Raw genomic sequence first — 23,335 nt, 5'->3', positions numbered from 1 at the left:
TTTGAGATGATTATTCTCAAATGTAGTATTGAACCTTGCGGTTGTTGTAAATTTAAATGTAAAAAAAATGCAAATTCTTTGTGAATGCTATGCGTTGTGATTGTTAACGTGTTAAAAATCAGTTGCTATTCGGCTTTTTTGTAAGCTTCTTTCATCCATCCAATTAATTCATCATCTATATCATTTACGGAAGTTATTTGCACACGATGTGTGCACATGGTACCAAAAGGACCAGAATTACCCAATCTATCTGTAGTTGGTTTTTCGGGTAATTTTAAACCTAAATCGATTCGTGTTTTTGTCGCTGGTTTTATTAAAACAAATTGACGTTTTCTAATAACACTAACACTTGTTTTCTTCGGAGTGATTGTTATATCATTTCCAAAGGTTTCAACGGTAGCTTGTAGCTTTTCATAAATAGGAAATAAACTTTCCTTGCCTTTGTATTGGTTGGCAACTAAATCATCTGCTGTATTATTTTCTTCTTTAGAAAGCGTGACAATAGTATTAGCAAAACCATGTGTTACACCATGTTCTTTTTTAAGAAAATTAACACCTTCAGAATGTTTAGCGAATGCTTTTTCTTTTAAAATTGATTTCCATTGCTCTAATGATTTTCCTGTTTTTTCAGGCATATTAGTAATCATGGTTTGTAAAGCTTTTTCCATTGGGTCTAGTTTTTAAAGGCTATGTGTGACTTTTTACGTGTTATTGTGTCGTATAATTGAACAGAAACTCAAATATTATGAATAGGTCAGTTAAGCACAATAGAATGCAAATCGTTTTGTTATCTTGTTACACACTTGTTAGTTTAGTTATTGGGTATTTTCTGTTTTAGGGACACTTTTATAGTGCAACTATCAACACAAAATTCTATGTTTTTAGTATTATCCCGATTGACATTTTAAATATGTTGGTCAATTAAAATAGCGTTGCCATCTGGATCTAACACTACTAAACTTGCAGGTCCAGAAGCAGAACCATCAGTTTCGTGCTCAAACTTAATGTTTTTGTATTTTAATTCTTTTTGAATATCTCTTACATCATCAAAGTTCTCTAGTGTATTAGCATTTTGATCCCAACCAGGATTAAAGGTGAGAATATTGTTTTCAAACATCCCTTGAAACAAACCAATCAATGATTCGCCATTTTTCATAATGAGGTAATTTTTTTCTAAATCACCACCAAAAACGGAAAATCCCAAAGTTTCATAAAATGCTTTTGATGCCTTTATGTCTTTTACAGCAAGACTTACTGAAAATGCGCCTAGTTTCATAATCTTATTTAGTTAGACTTAAAGATAATGAAAGTTTTAATTATGAGGTTTATTGGATGTTTTTTAATGGGTTAGTCCATTTAGGGGTTTCGCAAGTAGACTAAAACTAGGTATGGATTATATACGTTTTTTTAGTGCGTTTTTATCTTTCTATTAATTCTTAGTTTTTTTATTTATTGTCAATTGTGGAAAATTAGCGGAAATGTAAAAAAGTAATATGAATGAAATTATTGATTGAATGAGCCATAATGATTTCGTTAAGTATGTATTTGGAATAATTTCAGAAAATTTAAATGAAGAGATTGAAGCTAACCAAAAGTCAACGAATCCGATTTCTTTTTTAACATCATTGGTTCTCTCATAAAATGAATTATAACCATTTAAATAGCTTTCAAGGGTATTTCGTATTGTTCTATTTTTAGAATAAATTATATTTATTTTATTATTGTTTTTAAAAATTGTTAAATAAATTTCGGCCGGTTTTATTCCTCCTCCTCCAAGATCACTGTATTTTTTATAGTTATAAGTAGAGTCGGAAATAGCTTCAAATGTTACTCCAGACAATCTTATACTATCTAAATATACTAATTGTTTTAATTTAAAGAATTCGGATTTATTAAGTGTTGAATTGTTCTCACTAATCAAACTATTTTTAATAATGTCAAAATTTAAAGTGCTGTATTGTTTATCTTTTTTTTCGTTTTCTAATCTATGGTTTGCAGAGTCTTTTAAGTAATCAGATAGATAATAATTATTTTCATTTATTTTGTAACTAATATAGTGGATTGTTGGAAAAAATAATATTGCCAAATAAGATAAAATAAACAATAGATTTAGGCCTCTATTCTTATACTTTTTTGAAGTTTTTATAAAATAATAAATATATAATATTGCAAGTAAAATAGGTGTAATAATTAAGCTTTCATTAACTTCCAAAAAGAACATAAGTATTAACAAATTCAATATGGGAAGAGCCAAAAATTTAAATGTTGTATTAATTTTCATGTTTTTGGTAAATTAATTATAATGTGCCGCAGATATAAAACCGTTTCAATATTTTATATCCAAAGTTAAACGAATGTGTTTTCTCTAAGATTTAAAGTCAAGTGTTTGATTATTAAATATAAAATTTTCGACTTCAATTGCCGATAAATTAAAACACCATAGATAACTATTTCTCTAAGTATTCTGTTATCGCTTAACTCATACTTTTTAGCACATCAACAATTTCATCTGGTTCTGAACGCGTTCTGTAATCTACATTGACGTAATTCCATTTTATAATGCCATCTGTATCTAAAATAAAGGTCGCCGGAATAGGTAAAACATTAGCGTTACCATTATTAATAGCTTTTAAGTCTAGTCCACGATCTACACGCATATGTTCCATCAAAAATTCTGGGACTTCCCAAGCCACACCATATTGTCTGGCAACTTTAGCATCTTGATCCGACAAAACAGTAAACTCCATTTTACTAATTTCGTTTTCTGTTAATGAGTCATCTGGCACTTCTGGACTAATAGTAACCAACGTAGCTCCTAAGGCATTAATTTCACTTAACTTAGCTTGTAAAGCTCTTAGTTGCAAGTTGCAATATGGACACCAACTACCACGATAAAATGTAACAACAACAGGCCCTTTTTCTAATAAATTGGCTAATGAAATTACTTCTCCTTTAGGGTTTGGTAATTCAAAACCTATAGCTTTGTCGCCAATTTTAAGGGCATCTTTTCCTTGTTTAAAGGCTTTTGCTTTATTAATTATATCATCAACACCTTGCATAAATTCAGGTTTTGCTTTTCGTCCTGCTGCAATCTTAGCGTCGGTTTGTTCTTTAAGTGTTTTCATTATTTGTATTTTATTTACAACTCATAAGCATTGTTATTTACAAAGAAAATAGAGTTTACAAAAAACAATTTTCCATTTTCCCAGAAGCTTCTAAAAAGTGTATTATCTACCATGTAAATAAAACTACCATTGCCCATTGGTTCTTCTCCAAACACTAAAGTTTGGTCTAGAGTTTTTACAGCATCTTGGCCTGCAAAACCAGAAAACACTTTAGTATCATTTAAATAAGCCACATTATATCCACTTTCTAATAGGTTGTAGGCAGAACTTCCTAATTTAAGTGTGAAATAATGATTGCCATAACCAAAAGCCATAGGATGCGTCGCATCTACTTTGGTATTAAAAATGGCACCTGTAATAAGGCTGTTGCTGTATTCACGTTCGCGATCGGCATAAGGCGTTAAATTATCTTCGCTTTCTGTATCATCAGTATCTTTATAGCTTAAGCTAAAACCATCTTTACCCGCAAAACTTCTCAATGCACCATCAATAGCAATTACCTTTCCACCAGAACTTACCCATTCCTTAAGCTTTGTCATATTATCATTGGTAAGTACTTTTCCGTAGTAGCCATTTGGTATGATTAATACATTGTATTTATTTAAATTGGTATGGCTAAAATCGTCTGTATTTATAGATGTTAAAGGGTAGTGCAGCTGTTGCTCAAAGAAATGCCAAATTTCACCATAACTTAAAGACGATGTACCTTCACCAGAAAGCACTGCAATTTTTTGCTTGTTCACGAGTTTAATATCTGGCGAGCCAATATCTGGTGATTTCTGTGAAAAACCAGTATTAATTTCAGTTAAGGGTTGTGCATGCTCTTGTGCAATAGTATTTAATTTAGATACAAATTTTTCAATATGTTTATTGTCGCCTTTGGTGATGATTAAAGAACCACGCTCAAATGTTTTGTTATTAGACGTGAACGGTTTTTCTGTAAACCTAACTTTAAAATCTTGCTTTAATAATTCGGCTAAAAACTGAGCATCTTCCATAGAATCCCATTTGCTCACATAACCATAAGTATCATTTAAAACTTGAAGCGATTTACGACTTGCTAATATATTACTACTAACATTGCTTGTTGTTGCTATGGCATCTAAACCATATGCATAAGGTAGTGACCAAGCTGTAATATCATAAGTTAAAGAGTCTGAAAGTTTGGTGTTAGGCTCAAACAAAACCTTTACCATTTTACCTTTTGGTTGATTGGTGTGTACCACTAAAGCACTAGCATCTACATTAAAACTACCTTGTTTCCCTGTTGCATAATTGTAACCAGAAACTTTAGCGCTTGTCGCATTTTCAAAAGTAATATGGTGTTTGTTTAAAAGCGTTTTTAAGCTATTCAGTTTGTCTTCATTTCCTTTTAGTACGTAGCTTTTATATTTTAGATTGGCATTATTAAAGAATTTACCAAACTCAATATTCAATTGTTTTGCATTTTTTGAAGCTATTTCTACAGTAGAAATCCCTGTAGTTGTATGGTGTGTTAAACGTTCTGCTAAAGTTAAAACATGGCCTTCATCATTTAATATACCTAAACCAGCCATACCGTGACCACCTTGCTCATAAGTCATTCCCATCGCTCCCATAAAAGTTGGGTAAGTGTCTCCATAACTTGGATACAATAAATCAAAACGTTCTCTGGTAAAGAATAGCCAACCTTCAGCATCAAAATATTTAGCGTGATTTTGTCCTATTTGTGTTTGGAAATCGCGTTGCCAATCTGTAATAATTTCATGAAACGGTTCTGCTGCAGGTGCAAAATAGTAAGGCTCATTAATCCCTTGTTCATGAAAATCGACATGCACATGTGGCATCCATTTATTGTAAAACTCTAAACGTTGTTGTGTTTCTACTTGTGTTGCCCAAACCCAATCTCTATTTAAATCAAAAAGGTAATGATTAGGCCGTCCTGCTGGCCAAGGTTCGTTATGTTCGCTAGCTTGCTTATCAACATCGTATGGTTCGCTTTTTGTTCTGTTATACCAATTTACGTAACGATCACGACCATCAGGATTGACGCTTGGGTCAATAATAACAACCGTGTTTTCTAGTAAATCTTTTTGCTCAGTTAATAATTTATATAGCGTTAGCATAGACGCTTCAGAACTCGATGCTTCATTACCATGCACATTATAACTTAACCAAACAATTGCAATATCTGTTGCTGTTGGTTCGCCATCTAATAAACCTGCGTTTTTTAAATTGTTTTCTCTAATAGTTTCGAGTTGTGCCATGTTGGCTTCACTCGTTACAAAAGCCAAATACAAATCTCTACGCTCATTGGTTTTTCCGTAGTTTTCTAGTTTTACTTGATTAGGAGTTGCTTTTTCAACAGCTTTAAAATAATCAATTACCTGATGATTTCTACTAAATTGTGTACCGATGTCATAACCTAAAAAGTCACTAGGAGATTGAATTGATTGTGCTGATGTTAAGGTTAAGCTACCAAAAACGACCAAAAGAACTAAGATGAATTTTTGCATTTAATTTAAAATTAAGGTTGTAAGCTAGTAAAGATAGTTAGTGCAACTGAATTAACTAAAAATTAGCAGATAAAAAATTGAAGAGTCTTATCTTTATGCCATAAATAAGTTTGATAATGCCAACCAATTATATTCCGTTTAAGGAAACCAATTATTTCTCAGATTTTATATGCGATTATCTCGCTGAAAAACCTGAGTTAAAAGAATTTTACCATCGTTTTCCTAAGTTGGAAAATTTTGAAGCACAGATAAAAGAAAAATCTAATTCATTTCAAAGCGAAGCGAGAAATCACATCACCAAGGTTTTAAAGCATCAATATAAGAACCTTAATACTTCTGATTTAACCGCTGATAATATTGAAAGTCTAAATCTTGAAAATACCTTCACGATTACTACAGGTCATCAATTAAACTTATTTACAGGACCATTGTATTTTCTGTACAAGATTATATCTACCATAAACCTAACAAAGCAATTAAAAACAGCATATCCAGAGTACAATTTTGTACCTATGTATTGGATGGCTTCAGAAGATCATGATTTTGAAGAAATCAATTATTTCAATTTTAAAGGCAAAAAGATTCAGTGGAATTCTGAGCAAACTGGAGCTGTTGGCCATTTTAATACCGAAGGTTTAGATGAAGTATTCGACGTCATTTCTTTAGAATTTGGAGGTGGAAAAAATGCAGAACAACTAAAAACATGGTTTAAGGAAGGGTATCTTAAGCATCATAATTTAGCAGATGCCACACGTTATTTGGCTAACGAATTATTTGGAGAACATGGTTTAGTGATTATAGATGCCGATGATAGAGAACTGAAACGTTTGTTTATTCCGCAGATGAAAAAAGAAATGCTAGAACAAACAGCATTTAAAACCGTTTCTGAAACCAATAAGAAATTAGAAGATTTAGCATTAAAGATTCAGGTGAATCCGAGAGAAATCAACCTCTTTTATATTAAAGATGGAATACGCGAGCGCATTGCAGAAAGTGATGGCGTGTATTCAGTACTAGATACTGATATTACTTGGAGCAAGAGTGAGCTACTAGAGCATCTCGATGAATTTCCGGAGCGATTTTCGCCAAACGTGATTATGCGTCCTTTATATCAAGAAGTGATTTTACCAAACCTCTGTTACATTGGTGGAGGCGGAGAAATGATTTATTGGTTACAATTAAAATCTAATTTTGAAGCGCAGAATGTCACGTTTCCCATGTTGTTATTACGAAATTCAGCCTTGGTAAAAACAACGAAGCAAGCAGAGAAGCTTGAGAAATTGAATATTTCGGATAACGATTTGTTCTTAGATAGACATTCGTTCATTAATAAAAAGGTTAGAAAAATATCTAATATAGATATTGATTTTTCAGAGCAAATTCAACATTTAGAAACCCAATTTAAAGGGTTGTATGGTTTTGCAGAACAGACTGATGAATCTTTTGTTGGTGCTGTAAAAGCCCAAGAAATAAAACAATTAAAAGGCTTAAAACATCTTGAAAAACGATTGTTAATAGCCCAAAAACGGAAATTAGCAGACCAAATTGAACGTTGTACAGAGTTGCAAGAACAATTGTTTCCTAATCAAAGTTTACAAGAACGAAACACTAATTTTTCTGAATTGTATTTAGAATTTGGAGAGGATTTAATTCCAGAATTACTAAAAGCCTTAGAGCCACTAAAAGGTGAGTTCTTAATCCTAAATTTAAAATAGTCAATGCATCATATTGATATTGAATTAATAGAAATGACATTAGATGTCATGAAATATGTTATCGGACGCGTTTCTGCAACCGAACATCAAATAGGAAAACCTAAAAAAGCCGAAGAATTAAAAGCATTAGTTGGAGAAACCGTAACACCAAAAGGTGTAGGAGGTGAGTACGCTTTTAACCTATGGAAAGAGCATTTGGCGAAAGCTAATGTACCTGTGGATCACCCAAGAAACTTAGCTTTTGTGCCAGCTTCACCAACGAAGGCGGCAGTTATGTTCGATTTAATTACATCGGCATCAAGTATACATGGCGCCTATTGGATGGAAGGTGCAGGAGGTATTTTTTGTGAAAACGAAGCCATGAAATGGATTGTGTCTTTAACAGGTTTACCAGAAGGTGCTTTTGGTGTTTTTACAAGTGGAGGCACAGCAGCCAACTTATCTGCTATTGTTACAGCGAGAGAACATTGGCGAGAAAACCCTGATTTTAAGAGAAAAAAAGGTTTAATAATTACGTCTTTAGGAGCACATTCGTCCATAAAATCTATGGCTAAAGTAGCTGATGTAGACATGCTTTTTGTAGATTCTGAAGAGTATTTAACAGGCGAAGCGCTTAGAGAAACTATTGCAACGCTGACCGAACACCAACGTAAATGTTTATTTGCTGTAGTGGCAACTGGTGGAACTACTAATGCAGGAATTATTGATGATTTAGATAGTATAGCCAAAGTTTGCGAAGAAGAGAAATTATGGTTTCACGTAGATGCTGCTTATGGAGGAGGCGCTTTGGTAGCAGATTCTGTACGTCATTTATTTAATGGTATTGATAAAGCAGATAGTATAACAATTGATCCACATAAATGGATGTTTTCACCATACGATTGTGGAGCTGTTATTTATAAGAATATGGAATTGGCGAAAAATGCCCATTCGCAACAAGGCTCTTATCTCGAAATATTTAAGGATGAAGGCGCTCATGGATTTAATCCTACCGATTATCAAATTCAATTGACACGTCGTGTTAGAGGTTTACCTTTATGGTTCTCTTTGGCAACTCATGGTACAGACCGTTATAAAGAAGCTGTGGAACGTGGATTAGAATTAGCACAAATAGCAGGACGATTAATAGAAGCGCATCCAGATTTGGAATTAGTAAGAGAACCAAGTTTATCTTGTGTATTATATAGACGAATAGGTTGGGAGCCGGAAGATTACACACATTGGACGTACGAAAACCACGAAAAAGGATTTGCGTTAGTCACACCTACCAAATGGAAAAAAGGTGAAACTTATGAGACATGTTCTCGTTTTTGCTTTATAAATCCTGATACAACAGAAAAGGATATTGCTATGATTTTAGAAAGTATGGTTTAGTTGAAAACTAAAATGTGTTAAATAGATGAATTAAGAAGCAACATTTTGGTATTAACTTAATAACAGAAATACTGATTTTATGTTAAAAACTTAATCTAAAAAATTGCAAATCGTAAATCGTAGTTCGCAAATCAATTCTTATTTTTGCGCATGCAACACAACAAAGTCCTAATTTTAGATTTCGGATCGCAATACACACAACTTATTGCGCGTCGCGTTAGAGAATTAAACATCTACTGCGAAATTCACCCATTCAATAAAATTCCTTCAGATTCAGACAGTTTTAAGGCTGTTGTTTTATCTGGTAGCCCAAACTCGGTTAGAGGTGAAGATGTTCTTCATCCTGATTTAGAAGGTATCAGAGGAAAAAAACCAATGCTAGCCGTTTGTTATGGTGCGCAATATTTGGCCCATTTTTCGGGAGGCGAAGTAGCAGAATCTAATACTAGAGAGTATGGTAGAGCAAATTTAGCTTTTATAAAATCTGACGAAGATTTCTTTGAAAATATACACGAAGGCAGCCAGGTTTGGATGAGCCATAGTGATACCATTAAGCAATTACCAACCAATGGTGTGCTTTTAGCGAGTACGAGTGATGTTAAAAATGCCGCTTATAGAATTGACGGTGAGCAAACGTACGCTATTCAGTTTCATCCTGAAGTGTACCATACTACAGATGGACATCAATTGCTACAAAACTTTTTAGTTAAAATAGCTGAGGTTGAACAAGATTGGACACCCAATGCATTTGTTGAAGAAACGGTTCAAGATTTAAAAGAAAAACTAGGCAACGATAAAGTGGTTCTAGGTTTATCAGGTGGTGTAGATTCTTCAGTTGCAGCCATGTTATTGCATAAAGCTATTGGAAAAAATTTGTATTGCATCTTTGTAAACAATGGATTGTTACGTAAAAATGAATTCGAAGATGTATTACATCAATACGAAGGCATGGGATTAAACGTTAAAGGAGTAGATGCTTCGGCACGCTTTTTGGATGCGTTAAAAGGATTGAGTGATCCAGAGAAGAAAAGAAAAGCTATTGGGTCAGCATTTATTGATGTTTTTGATGATGAAGCCCATTTAATAAAAGATGTAAAATGGTTAGCACAAGGTACAATCTATCCTGATGTTATAGAAAGTGTTTCTGCAACAGGAGGACCAAGTGCAACGATAAAGAGTCATCATAATGTTGGTGGATTGCCAGATTATATGAAGCTTAGTGTGGTAGAACCCTTAAGAGCTTTATTTAAAGATGAAGTAAGACGTGTTGGAGCATCAATGAATATGGACAGTCAGCTGTTAGGTCGTCATCCATTTCCTGGTCCAGGACTAGCAATTAGGATTCTTGGAGATCTAACTGAGGAGAAAGTACGTATATTACAAGAGGTAGATGCTATTTTTATAAATAACCTTCGTTCTTGGAATTTATACGATAAAGTTTGGCAAGCAGGTGCTATGTTGTTACCTGTGAATAGTGTAGGTGTAATGGGAGACGAACGTACTTACGAAAAATGTGTAGCTTTGAGAGCTGTGGAGAGTACAGACGGAATGACGGCAGATTGGGTTAATTTACCATATGAGTTTTTGCAAAAAACCTCAAACGAAATTATAAATAAAGTAAAAGGTGTGAATAGAGTTGTTTACGATATCAGCTCAAAACCACCAGCTACGATTGAGTGGGAATAATAAAATTTACATCTCAGTTTTCAGAATAAAAAGTAAAAGAGAATACATGAAAAATATTTTAACCATCTTATTAATTGCTTTTACCATTGGTTTAAGTGCTCAAAATTATGTTGAACATAAAGTACAACCTGGTGAAACTATTGAAACTATTGCAAAAAAATATTTGGTCACGCCTTTTGATATTTATGCTTTAAATCCTGATGCTAAGAAAAAATTTCAGCCTAATACAGTATTAATAATTCCTAATTCTAAAATTAAGAATGAACCTATTGTAAAAAACAGTCGTGAACTTACGGGTTATAAAACGCATAAAGTAAAACGAAAAGAAACACTTTATAGTTTAACTAAAAAGTATGGTATATCTGAAGAAGAGCTTAAAAAAGCGAATCGTCGTTTGTATTCTGAGAACCTTATAAAAGGTGATAAGATTAAAATTCCACAATTTAGAACAGTAACTTCAAAGCGTACTTTAAATAATACCGTAAAAAAGTATACGGTTGCACCAAAAGAAGGCAAATGGAGAATTGCTTATAAATTTGGTATTTCAGTTGCAGAATTAGAGGCTTTAAACCCTAATATGAATGAAACCATTCAGCCAGGCGATGTTCTTAATGTTCCAAATATTAAGGACCAAGAAGAAAAAACTATTGAGACTTCATTTGGTTATTACGAAGTATTACCTAAAGAAACTTTTTACGGTTTAAAAGGGAAATTAAATTTAACACAAGAACAGTTAGAGCAGTTAAATCCGGAATTAAAAACTACAGGTTTAAAAGCAGGTATGGTTTTAAAAGTACCAGAAAGTTCGGCTACAACAATAGCTTCAACTGGTATTGTAGATGTTGAAACTACAAACTTAAGACGTAACCTTACTAATTTTAAGACAAAGAAAATTGCATTAATGATGCCTTATCAATTGCATAAAATTGATGTGGATTCTGTAGAAGAAGCAAAGGACAGAATTAAAAACAACAAGTTATTATCTATTGTTTTAGATTTTCATGTTGGTGTTTTAATGGCCTTAGACTCTGCAAAGCAATTAGGTATATCTACTGATTTAAAAGTTTTTGATACACGTTACCATGCAGCTATTACTTCAAAAATATTAGCCGAAAATGACTTTTCAGATTACGATGCAGTTATAGGACCAATGGAAGAAGAAAGTTTTGATCGTGTAGCATCAGCTTTAAAATCTGATCGTATACCTGTTATTGCAGCAATGAATAAGCCTAAGCAGGTTTATAGTAATGTGTTTCAAACGTTACCAGAAGATAAATTACTGCGTAAAACAATGATAGACTTTGTAAAAGCAGATAGCTTAAAGACTAAGGTGGTTATTATTTCTGATCGTGCTAATAAAGCAGAGAGTGAAGCTTTACAGAAAGAATTCCCTGGTTCAAAATTAATTCTTTCAAGATTAGATAAGAAAAACAAAACTAAAGATGCATTCTTTCTTTATCATACAGAATTACAGAATGTCTTCACAGCAGGCAAAACAATTGTGTTTTTAGAAACAGATAATGATTCTTTTGCATCTAGTGTTATTAGTATGCTAAATGGTTTTAATGTGAATAAAACAGAAATAGTATTAGCAACATTAGATAAGGGTAAAGCTTTTGAAGGTAAAAATATAGATAACTATAATTTGTCTAACCTTAAATTTCATTATGCTTCTGTATATAAGGATTTTGATGAATCTAAGAATAACGGATTTGTAAAGGCGTATAGAAAAGAATATGGTGTAACACCTAGTAAATATGCTGCACGTGGTTTTGATATTACTTTAGATATATTAATGCGCTTGGCTTCTGCTGAGAATTTATACGAAGCATCTTCAGATACAGTAGAGACAGAATATGTAGAAAACAAGTTTAGATATACGTCTGATTTCTTTGGAGGTTACGTAAATCAGGCTGTTTATGTTGTAAAATACGATGATTTAAGAGTTGTAAAGGCTAATTAATCTAAAATTAGTTAATCAGGAACTTAACTTGCCTTGATTTTCTGTGCTTTAACGAAAATAAGAAGGCTTTTGTTTATTAGACGTTATTTTTGAAAGGCATGCTATCCTAATGTAGCAAGCCAACCACATTAATCCATTTTTTATCCCTTGAAAAATATATTGATATGTTTATTCGTCTTATTTATTATTAGTGAATCATCTAATGAGGAAACTCTAACTTGGGATGCTAATAACAAACTTACTTGGGCAGATTTTAAAGCGAGTCCAGATAAAGAGTCTGATGCTGTTGCGTTAACCGCTTCTGGTATTACTTTTGGCTATTCTGTTCAAACTACCGGAAAACGTATTGTAGAATTCTCTACCATTGTAGAATCTCATTTTTACCCTAATAAATCTTGGTATATAAAAGCGAAAAGCGATGTTCATATTTTAGGACATGAGCAGTTGCATTTTGATATTACAGAACTTTACGCTCGTAAGTTTAGACAGCAGATTTCAGAACTTCAAGTGAATCAGAATGTCAAAAAGCAATTAAATAAGTTACATGAGGATATTAATGTGGAGCTAAGGGATGCTCAAAAAAAATACGACTTAGAAACACAACATTCAATGGATGCTGTAAAGCAAAGAGAGTGGTTTAATTATGTTGAAAAAGAACTCAATAGCCTAGAGGAATTTAAGTCACTTTAAATTATCTTTCAATAAGATATTTCAATCATAACTTTTAAATGGAATTAGACGGACAGCTTCTTATTGAATTAGCACACTACAAAATGCCATTCGGCAAGCACAAAGATCAATACTTAGTTGATATTCCTGAAGCATATTACGTTTGGTTTCAGCAAAAAGGATTTCCACCAGGTAAACTTGGAAGTATGATGAAACAGATGTTTGAAATTAAAGTTAATGGGCTAGAAGATATGATTAGGACTATTCGTCGCGATTTTACCAAACAGTAGTTTTCTTCTTTCTCTATTTCCTTACTACCAACGTCAGTTCGAGTATTTCGACTTTTTCAGTTGGAATGTATCGAGAACCATAAGACCATATCAACCTTATATAACTCTATTATCAAACTCGCTAATGTGACTTTTTAAAAACAATGGTGTCTTATAGTAAAGGAAGTTATAGCCTTTCTTAGATTAATGAAACATAAAGTAAACCCATTGTGGATCTCTAAAAAGAAACATTAATCAGCATAACATACAACATGAAATTAGCCCCAAATTAATTTCAAAAAAAAATCCTGATACGTAATGTGTCAGGATTTTAAGTTTTATTTAGCGTAAGCACCAGAGGAATACGTTAATTCGTAGCTATGCGTGTAAACCTCAAAAACAATCCCAAAAGGATCTTCAACGTAACACATTTTATAAGGTTTATCATTTGGGTAATACGCTCTAATAGGCATACGTTGTTTTCCACCTGCAGCCACAATTTTATTAACTAGCGTTTCAATTTCTGGATCTTGAATGCAGAAATGAAATAAACCTGTATTAAATGGATTAAATTCTGGAGCTTCTTTTACACCATGCGGAAAAGAGAATAGTTCTATGCCAATTCCATCTGAAGTAGACATATGTGCAATTTCAAAACTTTCCCATTCGTCACCAAAAACGTCAATACACATTATACCAATAGCAGTATCTGCTTCCTTTTTTACTGTAGAAGGTTCCATAATAATATACCAACCCATAACATCCGAATAAAATTTTACAGCTGCTTTAATGTCCGGTACAGTGATACCAATATGGGAAAATGATTTAGGGTAATTTTTATTAGTTTCCATAAGTTTTGTTTTAGAATTCAAAATTAATTTATATTTGCTTATTAGGCAATAACTTACTGAAAAGTGCTATAGTACACTAAAAGAGTTAATTGTTGATTATAAGTAGTTTAAATATGATTAATAATGAAAAATAATTGTCCGCTTAATTATACAATGAGCTTAATTGGTACAAAATGGAAGCCATTGGTATTGTTTCATTTATTAGAAGGCGCATTACGATCTGGTGTTTTACAAAAAAAAGTACCAGAAATTTCTAATAAGATGTTTACACAAACCGTTAGAGAATTAGAAAAAGATGGACTCATTTCTAGAAAAGTGTTTGCTGTGGTGCCACCAAAAGTTGAATATAACCTTATAACCCGAGGTAAGTCGTTAGAAGGTATTTTGAGAAGCCTTGATAAATGGGGTTTAGAAGATTGTAAGCGCTGATTGATTTTTAGTTAGATAGTTGTTTATTTATTCCATCCAATGTCTGTTTGAGTGATTTGTGAAGTATGAGCAAATTGTATGGAGAACCTCTTATTCTAAATCTTCAATTAAAACGATAATCACTCACACTCAGCCTGAACAACTTTATGCTTCCACTGAATCCAATACTCTTGTAAGCCTTCTGCTGTAACTTTTAGATTACTAATATCTAAGTGCTCTCCAGGCAACAAAACGTCTTGCAATTGCACTTTACGTTGCGAAAGGGCAGGAGCATGATTCCAACCGCCAACATGATCAAAAGACGTGTATGCCTCACATTCTGTTCTAACAGTCATAAATGGAATAGATAAATGATAAGTCACTTCACCAGAACCCATCCCTACTGTAGTCATTATAATGTTTTTAAAATTGACTTTACTGTAGTCGCTAGATTTAAAAAGTGTTTTTAGTTGGTCGCCAACTGCTTCAGACATTTGGTTAGAAAATTGGTGCGCAATGTCATCACCATTTATAAATTCTTTACCTACATAAGTGCCTTGGCATTCGGTTTTAGTACAAGTGATTTTGTTTTCTAGAGATGTTTGGGTTATTTCTTCCTTTTTTACTTGGTTGCAGTTAATGAAACAAAAAACGAATAGAATTAAAGGCATTAAATGTTTCATGACTGATGTTTTACAAAGTACATATTAAAGGTTTCATAGCTTTATAGCGAATTAAACATATAGTAAGCAACAATTGCTAACTTGTCTAAAAGTCTATTTAGTTTTAGCAATCCAAGCATCAATTTTCTTTTCAAGAAGTGCAAGCGGAATACAGCCAGTTTCTAGCACTTGCGCATGAAACGCTTTAATATCAAAAGCATCACCCATTTGTTGTTCTGCTTTAGCTCTCAATTCTCTTATTTTTAGTTGCCCTATTTTATAAGACAAGGCTTGTCCTGGCATTGCCATATAACGTTCAATTTCAGATGTAATACTAGCTTCAGATTCGGCTTCATTATCTAACGAATACTGAATCGCTTTTTCTCTAGACCAGCCTTTAGCATGGATACCTGTATCTACAACTAATCTAATTGCTCTGTGCATTTCCATACCTAACATTCCAAAATATTGATAAGGATCTGTATATAAGCCTAATTCTTTTCCTAAGCTTTCTGTATAAAGTGCCCAACCTTCACCGTATGCACTATACCATAACGACTTTCTAAATTCTGGTAAATCCTCGTTTTCTTGAGTTAAAGAAATCTGATAATGGTGTCCTGGTATGGCTTCATGTAAAAATAATGCTTCGTCAGAAAATGTATTGTAAGTTGCAGCATCAATAATTGGCACATAAAAAACACCAGGTCTAGAACCATCTGAAGCGCCAGGATTATACTCTGCACTAGCAGAAGCTTCTCTAAATTTTTCGGTTTGTTTTACTATAAATGCTGCTTTTGGCTTATTCGCAAAAAGTTCATTTAATTTTGGTTTCATGGTGTTGTGTATCGCATTAAAATTTGCAATCACTTCTTCTGGTGTCTTAAAAGGCATCAATGCTTTATTGGTTCTAACATCATTAAAAAAGCTTTTAAGGTCGCCTTCAAAACCAACTTGTTCTTTCACTTTTTCCATTTCGGCTAAAATTCTTGAGACTTCTTTTAAACCTAAGTTGTGTATCTCATCAGCCGTCATGTTTGTTGTGGTATAAAACTTAATCGCATAGTCATAATAGGCTTTTCCATTTGGAACGTCAGATATTCCACTACTCATTCTTCCTGCATTTAAATAATTAGACTTTAAGTAGAATGCCAAAGATTTAAAAGATGGTAAAAGCTTATCCGTTAATAATTTAGAATACACTTCATTTAATCGTTCTTTATCTTCTTCAGAAAAGCTATCTGGCATAGCAATTATTGGCGCAAAGAATAAATGGTCAGAAAGGTCTGTAATACCTTCTGCAGAGGTGTTAACTTTAGTAAGCGCATCAAACTGCGGAATCACTTTAGTAATCAAGGATTTTGGCAATACGTAACCTTCTGCGCTACCTTGTTTCATGCGTTCTTCTGCGGTTTGCAACCAAACGTTATACTGTTCTAATCGTTGTAACCAATCCTCGTAATTTTTAACGGTTTTAAAAGGTTGTGCACTAGTACCAGAAGCCCATTGTGTCATCGTTAAATTAACGGACCACATTTGGTTAATTGGCATATATACGTCGTTTTTAAAGCTAGCTTGTGCCAATGCCATCTCGCAATCCCAAACCATTATTGCTTTACTCATCTGTTCACTTTCTGTAAGGTCAGCATCGTTAAATGCTTTTAATTGTGAAGTGTAAGAGGTGTAAAAGGTATTATAATCTTCTTGGTATGCATCTGATAAAAAGTTTGGAAATGCAGCATCAAAACGCGAATCACCAATAAATGTAGCCTCAATAGGATTCAATTTTAATTTACCTTCGCCATAACTTTCTAACATGGCTGTGAACTCTGAATTTTCAGTAGCTATAATTTCTTCTTTTACGTCTTCTTTACACGAGACTAAGACTAAGCTGATGGTTAAACAGGCAATGAGTAGCTTTTTCATTTTGGATGGTTTTAGTTGAATATTAAAATGGATTGTCTATGTGGTTTAAAGATAGTGTTTTAAGTTGTGAAGCCCTCTTTTAGGTCGTCAGTTTAACACATCAAAGTTGAATGAAATAGCAGTGTGGATTTGGTAGGTAGGCAAATATTAGCAATTAATTATATAATACTTACCATTGCTCTATTCCGTTACAATAAACCAAGGGATATTAAATCTTCCTTTTTTGAGATAGATATTTACATTATTATTAATCTCTAAATTTTCATAAAGTTCTTTAGATACCGACACATCATCATCTTTGGTTTGAGGACCCCAAGCTTTTAATTCTAAATAATAGGTTGTCATTTTTCCTGTGCTAATTCGTTTATCTATTATTTTTGAAGTGTAAGATTTTGGTACACTGTCGTCGTACGTGCAGTTTAAAATCACGATAGAGCCGTAGCCAAATCCAAAAAAGAAAAGAGAAAGGGAAAGTAATGAAAAATAATCTTTTGCTTTCTTAAACTTGAATGCTTTTGTCCCAAAAACAACCAAGGCTATCAAAGCTATCATAATCATTATTGAAGGCATCCAAATGTTGGTGTAATTAAAAATATTATTATCAATTAGAGCTCTTAAAAACAATCCGCAACAAGACATTAATATCGCAAAAAATACTGTTGGGTATGCACTTCCTTTTTTTTCGTCAATTCTTATAAGACCTTTGTAGTAGACAACTACTAATATTGCAATTATTGGCAGTGAAATTGAAGCCCAAATTGCATACTCATAAGGTTCTGGTCTAAATATTGTCCAAACAAGAATTAAACCACCAAGTCCATTTAAAACTTTAGCAACTATTTTTGCTTGTTTAAGTTGCGAAGACCTTTCTTCAGTATTTCTCCCATAGTCTAGATTACCTAAAATTTCAGTTTTTTCTTCGGCTTCATTTGCTTGATGTAAATCGGGAAATTTAGAGCCAAGCCACGTTATTAATTCATTAGAGTTACTAATATATTTACTTATTTTTATTCTCTTTTTTCTCTCTGTATTTGGGAGTACAAAAATGTGATTTTGTTCCACTTCAAAGCCTTTGATTTCTTTAAATTTTAAATCCCGATTTATAAAAGTACTTCTTAGACTTAATGTGTCAGATGAGATTATCACCTTACCGTTAATGGTGTCTAATAGTCCAACAACCATCAGAACAATCATTCCTAATGAGATAGGACCGAAAACATAGAACAGTTCAATAGGTGTATCTTCCAATACAAATGGCATTATTAATAACCAAACGAATAGAGCAATCAGTAATGGAGCAAAAATGTAAATGAAAATCGCCCAACCTTTCCCTATTTTATATTCTTTCATTGTTATTTTTTACTGAAGCCACAAGTGTTTTTTTGTAATTTGTGCTATGTTTAAGCACCTAATTTAATAAATAAAAACTGAATAGAAAATCCGCAAGGAATGTTCGTAAGTCGTCAGTAACCGAGCAATTAATTATACATGGTTTTGGCAATAGTATTTTTATGGTAATAGCATAAATCTAATTCCGCTCCAATATTCTCTATAACTTTCACGAAACGTTTTAAATTCTGATTTTTTTGGTAATCGATTTTTATCAGCAAATGCATTGTATTCTTTTTCAGAATCATAAAATGTGATTTGGTCTTTAGATAAATCCCAACTAAAGAAGGGTTTAGGTCTTTCAACAGGACTCACTTCTGTTTTTCCGACAAGATAATTGTTAGATTTAATAAAACTATGCACATTCATTGCGCCATATCGGTAATTATCAGGTTCTATATAAGCATTAATTCCATTAGTTTCTCCAACCTCTTTAAAATTCCCAATTGGTATTCTTGCGCTATCTCCAAGTCCGTGATTTCCCCAATACGTAAAAGAGAAAATGAACAGTCCAATTGAAATTAAAAACCCAAATAAGAACCAATACTTTCTCTTCTTGGTCTTTACTCTTTTTAGAAATGTATTTGACTTAAATTTTCCAATAATTAATAAAATTCCGATTAAAATTGAAGAATAAATCGAGGCAAGAATTCCTATTTTAATTAACTGAAATATGAAGTGAAAAAGTACTTCCATTGATTTGGGTTGTATTGTTGACAGCATTAAGCATAAGGAACGTAGGACAGGTAATAAGTACTATCGTTTCAGTTTATTACTTAGCTCAATATAAATATTTTGCTTTTATCTTTTCTGTTCTAAACTTCAAATTTTATATTCAGCGGACTTTGTTAATAATCACAGACCTTTCGGTTAAGCAGAAACGCCCTATGTTTTTATACATTGTTGGCGGTAGGTTTTATTTTGTTGGTATAAAGCCCTTTTCTCTTGTGTATTTTATATGATTTATGTTTTCTTTTATGTCTGTTGGTGGTACTTCATTTTCAATTACAATTATTTGTTCTAACTCACTTTGATTACAGATGTATCTATAGAAATCCATTGCTAAATCATCACTAATCCTTTCTGCTCCAATATTTTCTGGCTTCTTATAAGAGACTAATGGAGAATCTATTATTGGTACACCTATTGAATATTCTTTTTTTAATATTAGTTCTTGTAATGCTACAATGAAAGCGGAATAAATAATTGCTCTAACTCCTTTCCCAGATAGATTTCTGTCTTCACCTGAAATTACAAAATCATTTTGCTCTTCACTATAACTGACACCAGTTAGATTTGGGTAATTATAACCTTTAAGAACAGATTTTATCGCTTTTGAAAGTGGTGTTAATGATGCAGTTGATATATGCTCAAATGTTTCTTTAGAACTAGATTTGGGTATAGAGCTTTCTAGTTTTTCTTTTTCAGCTTTAAATTTTTCAAGTTGCTCAAATTTATATAAAGCTCCAAGAGCTATACTTTTCTTTTCATTTTGTTGGTTGATTTGTTCAATTATCAAACTCATTTCCAAGCCAACTCCTTTATCAATTTCTAGAGTGTATTTATTTATATTTTTCTCTAAATCTGAAACTTCTATAGAGATATCCTTAAATTCTTCTTTTAACATTTTTTCTGATTCAAGTAATTCTTGAATCAATGATTCTATTTTTTGTATTTCTTTACTGCAAGAATCTATTATTTTATTAATGTCTTCTATTGAACATTTTCCTTCTATTTCGCCATTACAAAGTGGGCAATTACCATTTTCAGAATGATTTTCTTCATTTAATAAAATGCTTGTTTCAATAGTCGATTTTAAGCGTGATACATCTGAATAGTAATGAGATTTTAATAAGTCTGTTCTTTTATATAATTCTTCGATTACTCTTTTACGTGATTGTCTTTTATGAAGAATGTCTAAAGTTTTTACTCTTTCACTTTCTATTTCATTGAATTTATTCTGAAGATTAGAATGGTTTTCTGTTAATTTTTCAATTAAAGAATTAGTTTCATTCAGCATCAATGATGGTTCAACTTTAAAAGTCTTTAAATCCTTAGTGTTGTCATCTATAAACTCTTTTAATATTTCTAATTTTCCTTTCCTATTTGCTATTTGGTTTTGAGAAAGGGATTCAATTATATTACTATCATCATTTCCTGTAACAATTAATTTTAAAACATTTGATTCTTCGGTAGCTTTTGTATAATGACTAACTATTAATGATTCCTCAGTAGTGATTTTAGATTCATTAACCATTGAGAATTTTACAATATCACGATATGAAATTGGTCTAGTTTTTCCCTTTTGGTTTGTTCTAATTTTTTTGCCTGTAAGATTATTTAGTTTAAGTAAAAAAGCGGAAACAGTTTGTTCATTATAGGGACTATGTTTTCTGTCAAGGATTTCGAATTCATCAGTTTCTTTAATTTTATCTATAGATAAATTATAAAGTTTAAAATTGCCACCTTTTAAATCGCTTAATAAAGTATATGTGGTGTTTGTTGAATCAATTAATTCTAAATAGATAAAATCGTAATTTCTTGATTCTTTAATAGGTTTTGGCGGTTTTGAACCACCAAACATATAATTGAAACATTGGAAAATATATGATTTACCTACGTTTGAAGGTCCCGTAATGATATTAACGCCTTTGTTAAAAACGACACTTGCATTTTCAACTGATTTACCAATCAGTCTTAATTCTTTTATTATGAATCCCGTTTTCATTATTGTAAAATTTCAATATTAAACTCGTTGTCTATCTCTGATAATTTTGGAGTCATAATGTTTTTTAATTCTTGTTTGGTGTGTTTTGAGTATTTATTAATAGCCCAATTTGCTTTTTCTTGAAGTTTGATTGAGTATAGTTCTTCAAGTGATTCAAGAAATGGCATTGCGTTTTCAGTTGCTTTATATTCTATACCATTAAAATTATATTGCTTTTCTATTAAATTCTTTGTGATAAAAAGATTTAATCCTTTATCAATGATAGAACTTCTAACCATTATTTCACCTGATCGATAAGGTACTGCGGGATGTAGACTTTGCGTTGTTTTGTCAATGTCTGCTGAATGTATAGTTAGGTAATCTAGATAAACAAGGTTTTGTAAATCAAAAGATTTAGGGAATGCTTCATTTAATATAATTAAGATTCGAAGACCAGCTTCAACACTATTATTAAATGGATTTATATTTTTTTTAGTTTCCATTATGTCCATTTGATTTTATTATCATTAACCAATTGATGACAAATTCCTTTTTTATCATAAATAAGACTAACCTCCTTTAGTGGGTTTGAAGATATTATTGCTTTTCCTGCTTCTCTTTCTACTTCTTTTACTTTTATAAAATTATTCGAATGGATTTCTTCCACAATATCAATAATCCCTTCTAATATTTCATTTTGAAAATCTTCAAAGGTGTCAATAGGTAGGTTATCTCTAGTGAAATTTCTTAACTGTTCTGCGTGATGAAAACTTATTCTAGCTCTTGTAAAATGGTTTTTATAAAGTTCTTTTGAATCTAAATCTATTACATTTTTGTAATCTTCTTTGCTTTCAGAACCGTATGCAGATAAAAGTTGATTAACGTATGTGGTTTCCGAACTTTGGATTGAACTTGGTATAGAATCGGTGTCTAATTTTTCACGTTCAGGTAATCCACCACCAAACCTTATTAGATGATTTGGATGTGAAATATGTTCTTTCAAAATATTCTTAGTGTGAATTTTTGAAAAAATTGAAAAGTCAAAATTGTTTACCCACTTTAAAAACTCTCCTTCTAATTTTATTCCACCTACAGTAGTGTCAATTTCACAATGTTTGTCCCAATTATTTACTATTGCTTTTTTTAGTTCGGTTGGATTTTGAAGTAATTTGGAAAGTGAAGTTCCACAGCCTTTTGGTGCAATAAAATAAAATTTTCTAGGAATTGGGTATTCTAATTTAAAAGTATAGTATAATATTTTAATAAATTCTTTATATACTTGAGTAGGTGTTAATGCACTTTTATAATGTTTGCATTGAAAACAATCCCAAGTATAGTTTTGTTTATTTTTATCAGTTACATAGCCTACAACATCTCTTCCTTTATCTCCGGCACCTCCGAATCTTTCAGCTTCAATATATTCAGTCTTTTTTATATCAATCCACTCTTCAATAAAATCTTCCCAATCATCAAATGACATATGCTCAATCATCTTAAGAGGTATTATTCTCTTTCCGTAATTGACTTGATGTGATGTTTTGTAAAATTTCATTTTTTTTTTCAGCTTACCGCTAACAATTGGATATAAACAATCGTCTATATCCATAGTATGTCGTTTAAATTAAAGTTTTTTTTAGTCAGCCCATAAAACTAAGAAAAACTTTACAAGATTTCTATACGTAGATCTACGTATATTTCAATAAAAATAAGACAGTTAGAATTTGTTTTATTACTGTTTTCCGTAAAACAAAAAAAAATCCTAATAATTACATTAGGACTTAATTCAATTTAAGGTTAGGGTGTAGATTTTAAGAAATGGCGTATTTTAAAACTCCATTTATAAGCGATTGTTTTATGGTATCAAAATTAAATAAAATAGAAGCTTATTGCTATACGTAGTTCTACGTATATTTTGATGTAAATGAGTGTATTATGCCGAGGTTTTTTAGAAATAAGGCAAAAGGAGTGGAGCTTCTCGATACAAAATTTCAGAAAAAGAAATTTCACTCGAAGTGACGTTAGTGGTTGTTTTGAGTTTTGGTGTATTATTTTAATTTTTACATCCAACGTCAGTTCGAGTGATTTGTGAAGCATGAGCA

20 protein-coding genes are annotated in these 23,335 nt (G+C 32.0%); 7 read left to right on the top strand and 13 right to left on the bottom strand.

The window, feature by feature from the left end:
* Nucleotides 1-125 precede the first annotated feature (125 nt).
* The 5 genes from Q0807_RS17855 to Q0807_RS17835 form a co-directional block, all read right to left on the bottom strand.
* Nucleotides 126-668, bottom strand: a complete 543-nt coding sequence (locus tag Q0807_RS17855; RefSeq protein WP_299112426.1) for a DUF4287 domain-containing protein — start codon at nt 666-668, stop codon at nt 126-128.
* A 236-nt stretch (nt 669-904) separates the two neighbouring features.
* Nucleotides 905-1,276, bottom strand: coding sequence for a VOC family protein (locus tag Q0807_RS17850; protein WP_299112424.1), 372 nt, complete (start codon nt 1,274-1,276; stop codon nt 905-907).
* 153 nt (nt 1,277-1,429) lie between these two features.
* The gene (locus Q0807_RS17845) at nt 1,430-2,281 is read right to left on the bottom strand and encodes a hypothetical protein (RefSeq protein ID WP_299112422.1); all 852 of its coding nucleotides are present in this window, start codon (nt 2,279-2,281) and stop codon (nt 1,430-1,432) included.
* Between the two features lie 193 nt (nt 2,282-2,474).
* Nucleotides 2,475-3,125 (bottom strand): peroxiredoxin-like family protein, encoded by a 651-nt coding sequence (locus tag Q0807_RS17840; protein ID WP_299112420.1) that lies wholly within the window; start codon nt 3,123-3,125, stop codon nt 2,475-2,477.
* A gap of 14 nt (nt 3,126-3,139) precedes the next feature.
* On the bottom strand, nt 3,140-5,620 hold the full coding sequence (locus tag Q0807_RS17835) for a M14 metallopeptidase family protein (RefSeq protein WP_299112418.1): 2,481 nt from the start codon (nt 5,618-5,620) through the stop codon (nt 3,140-3,142).
* A 116-nt stretch (nt 5,621-5,736) separates the two neighbouring features.
* Between Q0807_RS17835 and bshC the strand changes: the two genes are divergently transcribed.
* The 6 genes from bshC (at nt 5,737) to Q0807_RS17805 (ending at nt 13,317) form a co-directional block, all read left to right on the top strand.
* Nucleotides 5,737-7,335, top strand: a complete 1,599-nt coding sequence (gene bshC, locus Q0807_RS17830; protein ID WP_299112416.1) for a bacillithiol biosynthesis cysteine-adding enzyme BshC — start codon at nt 5,737-5,739, stop codon at nt 7,333-7,335.
* Nucleotides 7,336-7,338: 3 nt separating this feature from the next.
* Nucleotides 7,339-8,709, top strand: coding sequence for an aminotransferase class V-fold PLP-dependent enzyme (locus Q0807_RS17825; protein ID WP_299112412.1), 1,371 nt, complete (start codon nt 7,339-7,341; stop codon nt 8,707-8,709).
* A 150-nt stretch (nt 8,710-8,859) separates the two neighbouring features.
* A complete protein-coding gene (guaA, locus tag Q0807_RS17820; protein WP_299112410.1) occupies nt 8,860-10,395 on the top strand; it encodes a glutamine-hydrolyzing GMP synthase in 1,536 nt (511 codons plus the stop codon).
* Between the two features lie 46 nt (nt 10,396-10,441).
* The gene (locus Q0807_RS17815) at nt 10,442-12,358 is read left to right on the top strand and encodes a LysM peptidoglycan-binding domain-containing protein (protein WP_299112408.1); all 1,917 of its coding nucleotides are present in this window, start codon (nt 10,442-10,444) and stop codon (nt 12,356-12,358) included.
* Between the two features lie 159 nt (nt 12,359-12,517).
* On the top strand, nt 12,518-13,048 hold the full coding sequence (locus Q0807_RS17810; protein WP_299112406.1) for a DUF922 domain-containing protein: 531 nt from the start codon (nt 12,518-12,520) through the stop codon (nt 13,046-13,048).
* Nucleotides 13,049-13,086: 38 nt separating this feature from the next.
* Complete coding sequence (locus tag Q0807_RS17805; protein ID WP_299112404.1) at nt 13,087-13,317, top strand: DUF3820 family protein; 231 nt, start codon at nt 13,087-13,089, stop codon at nt 13,315-13,317.
* Nucleotides 13,318-13,634: 317 nt separating this feature from the next.
* On the opposite strand, the gene Q0807_RS17800 is transcribed toward Q0807_RS17805, so the two are convergent.
* Complete coding sequence (locus Q0807_RS17800) at nt 13,635-14,147, bottom strand: VOC family protein (protein WP_299112402.1); 513 nt, start codon at nt 14,145-14,147, stop codon at nt 13,635-13,637.
* A gap of 123 nt (nt 14,148-14,270) precedes the next feature.
* Here Q0807_RS17800 and Q0807_RS17795 point away from each other — a divergent pair, with 123 nt between their 5' ends.
* Nucleotides 14,271-14,576, top strand: a complete 306-nt coding sequence (locus Q0807_RS17795) for a helix-turn-helix domain-containing protein (RefSeq protein ID WP_299112400.1) — start codon at nt 14,271-14,273, stop codon at nt 14,574-14,576.
* A 119-nt stretch (nt 14,577-14,695) separates the two neighbouring features.
* On the opposite strand, the gene Q0807_RS17790 is transcribed toward Q0807_RS17795, so the two are convergent.
* The 7 genes from Q0807_RS17790 to Q0807_RS17760 all read right to left on the bottom strand — a co-directional run bounded on the left by Q0807_RS17790 (nt 14,696) and on the right by Q0807_RS17760 (nt 22,788).
* The gene (locus tag Q0807_RS17790) at nt 14,696-15,238 is read right to left on the bottom strand and encodes a hypothetical protein (protein WP_299112398.1); all 543 of its coding nucleotides are present in this window, start codon (nt 15,236-15,238) and stop codon (nt 14,696-14,698) included.
* A gap of 93 nt (nt 15,239-15,331) precedes the next feature.
* Nucleotides 15,332-17,140, bottom strand: coding sequence for a DUF885 family protein (locus Q0807_RS17785; protein WP_299112396.1), 1,809 nt, complete (start codon nt 17,138-17,140; stop codon nt 15,332-15,334).
* A gap of 180 nt (nt 17,141-17,320) precedes the next feature.
* Nucleotides 17,321-18,490 (bottom strand): hypothetical protein, encoded by a 1,170-nt coding sequence (locus tag Q0807_RS17780; protein ID WP_299112394.1) that lies wholly within the window; start codon nt 18,488-18,490, stop codon nt 17,321-17,323.
* Nucleotides 18,491-18,649: 159 nt separating this feature from the next.
* Nucleotides 18,650-19,225, bottom strand: a complete 576-nt coding sequence (locus tag Q0807_RS17775) for a hypothetical protein (protein ID WP_299112392.1) — start codon at nt 19,223-19,225, stop codon at nt 18,650-18,652.
* Nucleotides 19,226-19,445: 220 nt separating this feature from the next.
* The gene (locus Q0807_RS17770) at nt 19,446-21,257 is read right to left on the bottom strand and encodes an AAA family ATPase (RefSeq protein ID WP_299112390.1); all 1,812 of its coding nucleotides are present in this window, start codon (nt 21,255-21,257) and stop codon (nt 19,446-19,448) included.
* Nucleotides 21,257-21,739 (bottom strand): ABC-three component system middle component 2, encoded by a 483-nt coding sequence (locus Q0807_RS17765; RefSeq protein ID WP_299112388.1) that lies wholly within the window; start codon nt 21,737-21,739, stop codon nt 21,257-21,259. The genes Q0807_RS17770 and Q0807_RS17765 overlap by 1 nt, the downstream gene beginning before the upstream one ends.
* On the bottom strand, nt 21,739-22,788 hold the full coding sequence (locus Q0807_RS17760; protein WP_299112385.1) for an ABC-three component system protein: 1,050 nt from the start codon (nt 22,786-22,788) through the stop codon (nt 21,739-21,741). Before Q0807_RS17760 ends, Q0807_RS17765 begins: the two co-directional genes overlap by 1 nt.
* Nucleotides 22,789-23,335 lie beyond the last annotated feature (547 nt).

Source organism: uncultured Winogradskyella sp., assembly GCF_947495255.1.
GTDB lineage: Bacteria > Bacteroidota > Bacteroidia > Flavobacteriales > Flavobacteriaceae > Winogradskyella.
Note: the sequence above shows the minus strand (reverse complement) of the source record. Positions and strands in the feature narration are given on the sequence as shown.

What these genes read in the sequence shown, in the direction of transcription:
- Q0807_RS17775 (WP_299112392.1), bottom strand. Translation starts at nt 19,225, where the DNA reads ATGGAAGTACTTTTTCACTTCATATTTCAGTTAATTAAAATAGGAATT.
- guaA (WP_299112410.1), top strand. Translation starts at nt 8,860, where the DNA reads ATGCAACACAACAAAGTCCTAATTTTAGATTTCGGATCGCAATACACA.
- Q0807_RS17815 (WP_299112408.1), top strand. Translation starts at nt 10,442, where the DNA reads ATGAAAAATATTTTAACCATCTTATTAATTGCTTTTACCATTGGTTTA.
- Q0807_RS17795 (WP_299112400.1), top strand. Translation starts at nt 14,271, where the DNA reads ATGAAAAATAATTGTCCGCTTAATTATACAATGAGCTTAATTGGTACA.
- Q0807_RS17845 (WP_299112422.1), bottom strand. Translation starts at nt 2,281, where the DNA reads ATGAAAATTAATACAACATTTAAATTTTTGGCTCTTCCCATATTGAAT.
- Q0807_RS17805 (WP_299112404.1), top strand. Translation starts at nt 13,087, where the DNA reads ATGGAATTAGACGGACAGCTTCTTATTGAATTAGCACACTACAAAATG.
- Q0807_RS17785 (WP_299112396.1), bottom strand. Translation starts at nt 17,140, where the DNA reads ATGAAAAAGCTACTCATTGCCTGTTTAACCATCAGCTTAGTCTTAGTC.
- Q0807_RS17780 (WP_299112394.1), bottom strand. Translation starts at nt 18,490, where the DNA reads ATGAAAGAATATAAAATAGGGAAAGGTTGGGCGATTTTCATTTACATT.
- Q0807_RS17855 (WP_299112426.1), bottom strand. Translation starts at nt 668, where the DNA reads ATGGAAAAAGCTTTACAAACCATGATTACTAATATGCCTGAAAAAACA.
- Q0807_RS17770 (WP_299112390.1), bottom strand. Translation starts at nt 21,257, where the DNA reads ATGAAAACGGGATTCATAATAAAAGAATTAAGACTGATTGGTAAATCA.
- Q0807_RS17825 (WP_299112412.1), top strand. Translation starts at nt 7,339, where the DNA reads ATGCATCATATTGATATTGAATTAATAGAAATGACATTAGATGTCATG.
- Q0807_RS17765 (WP_299112388.1), bottom strand. Translation starts at nt 21,739, where the DNA reads ATGGAAACTAAAAAAAATATAAATCCATTTAATAATAGTGTTGAAGCT.
- bshC (WP_299112416.1), top strand. Translation starts at nt 5,737, where the DNA reads ATGCCAACCAATTATATTCCGTTTAAGGAAACCAATTATTTCTCAGAT.
- Q0807_RS17835 (WP_299112418.1), bottom strand. Translation starts at nt 5,620, where the DNA reads ATGCAAAAATTCATCTTAGTTCTTTTGGTCGTTTTTGGTAGCTTAACC.
- Q0807_RS17840 (WP_299112420.1), bottom strand. Translation starts at nt 3,125, where the DNA reads ATGAAAACACTTAAAGAACAAACCGACGCTAAGATTGCAGCAGGACGA.
- Q0807_RS17850 (WP_299112424.1), bottom strand. Translation starts at nt 1,276, where the DNA reads ATGAAACTAGGCGCATTTTCAGTAAGTCTTGCTGTAAAAGACATAAAG.
- Q0807_RS17760 (WP_299112385.1), bottom strand. Translation starts at nt 22,788, where the DNA reads ATGAAATTTTACAAAACATCACATCAAGTCAATTACGGAAAGAGAATA.
- Q0807_RS17790 (WP_299112398.1), bottom strand. Translation starts at nt 15,238, where the DNA reads ATGAAACATTTAATGCCTTTAATTCTATTCGTTTTTTGTTTCATTAAC.
- Q0807_RS17800 (WP_299112402.1), bottom strand. Translation starts at nt 14,147, where the DNA reads ATGGAAACTAATAAAAATTACCCTAAATCATTTTCCCATATTGGTATC.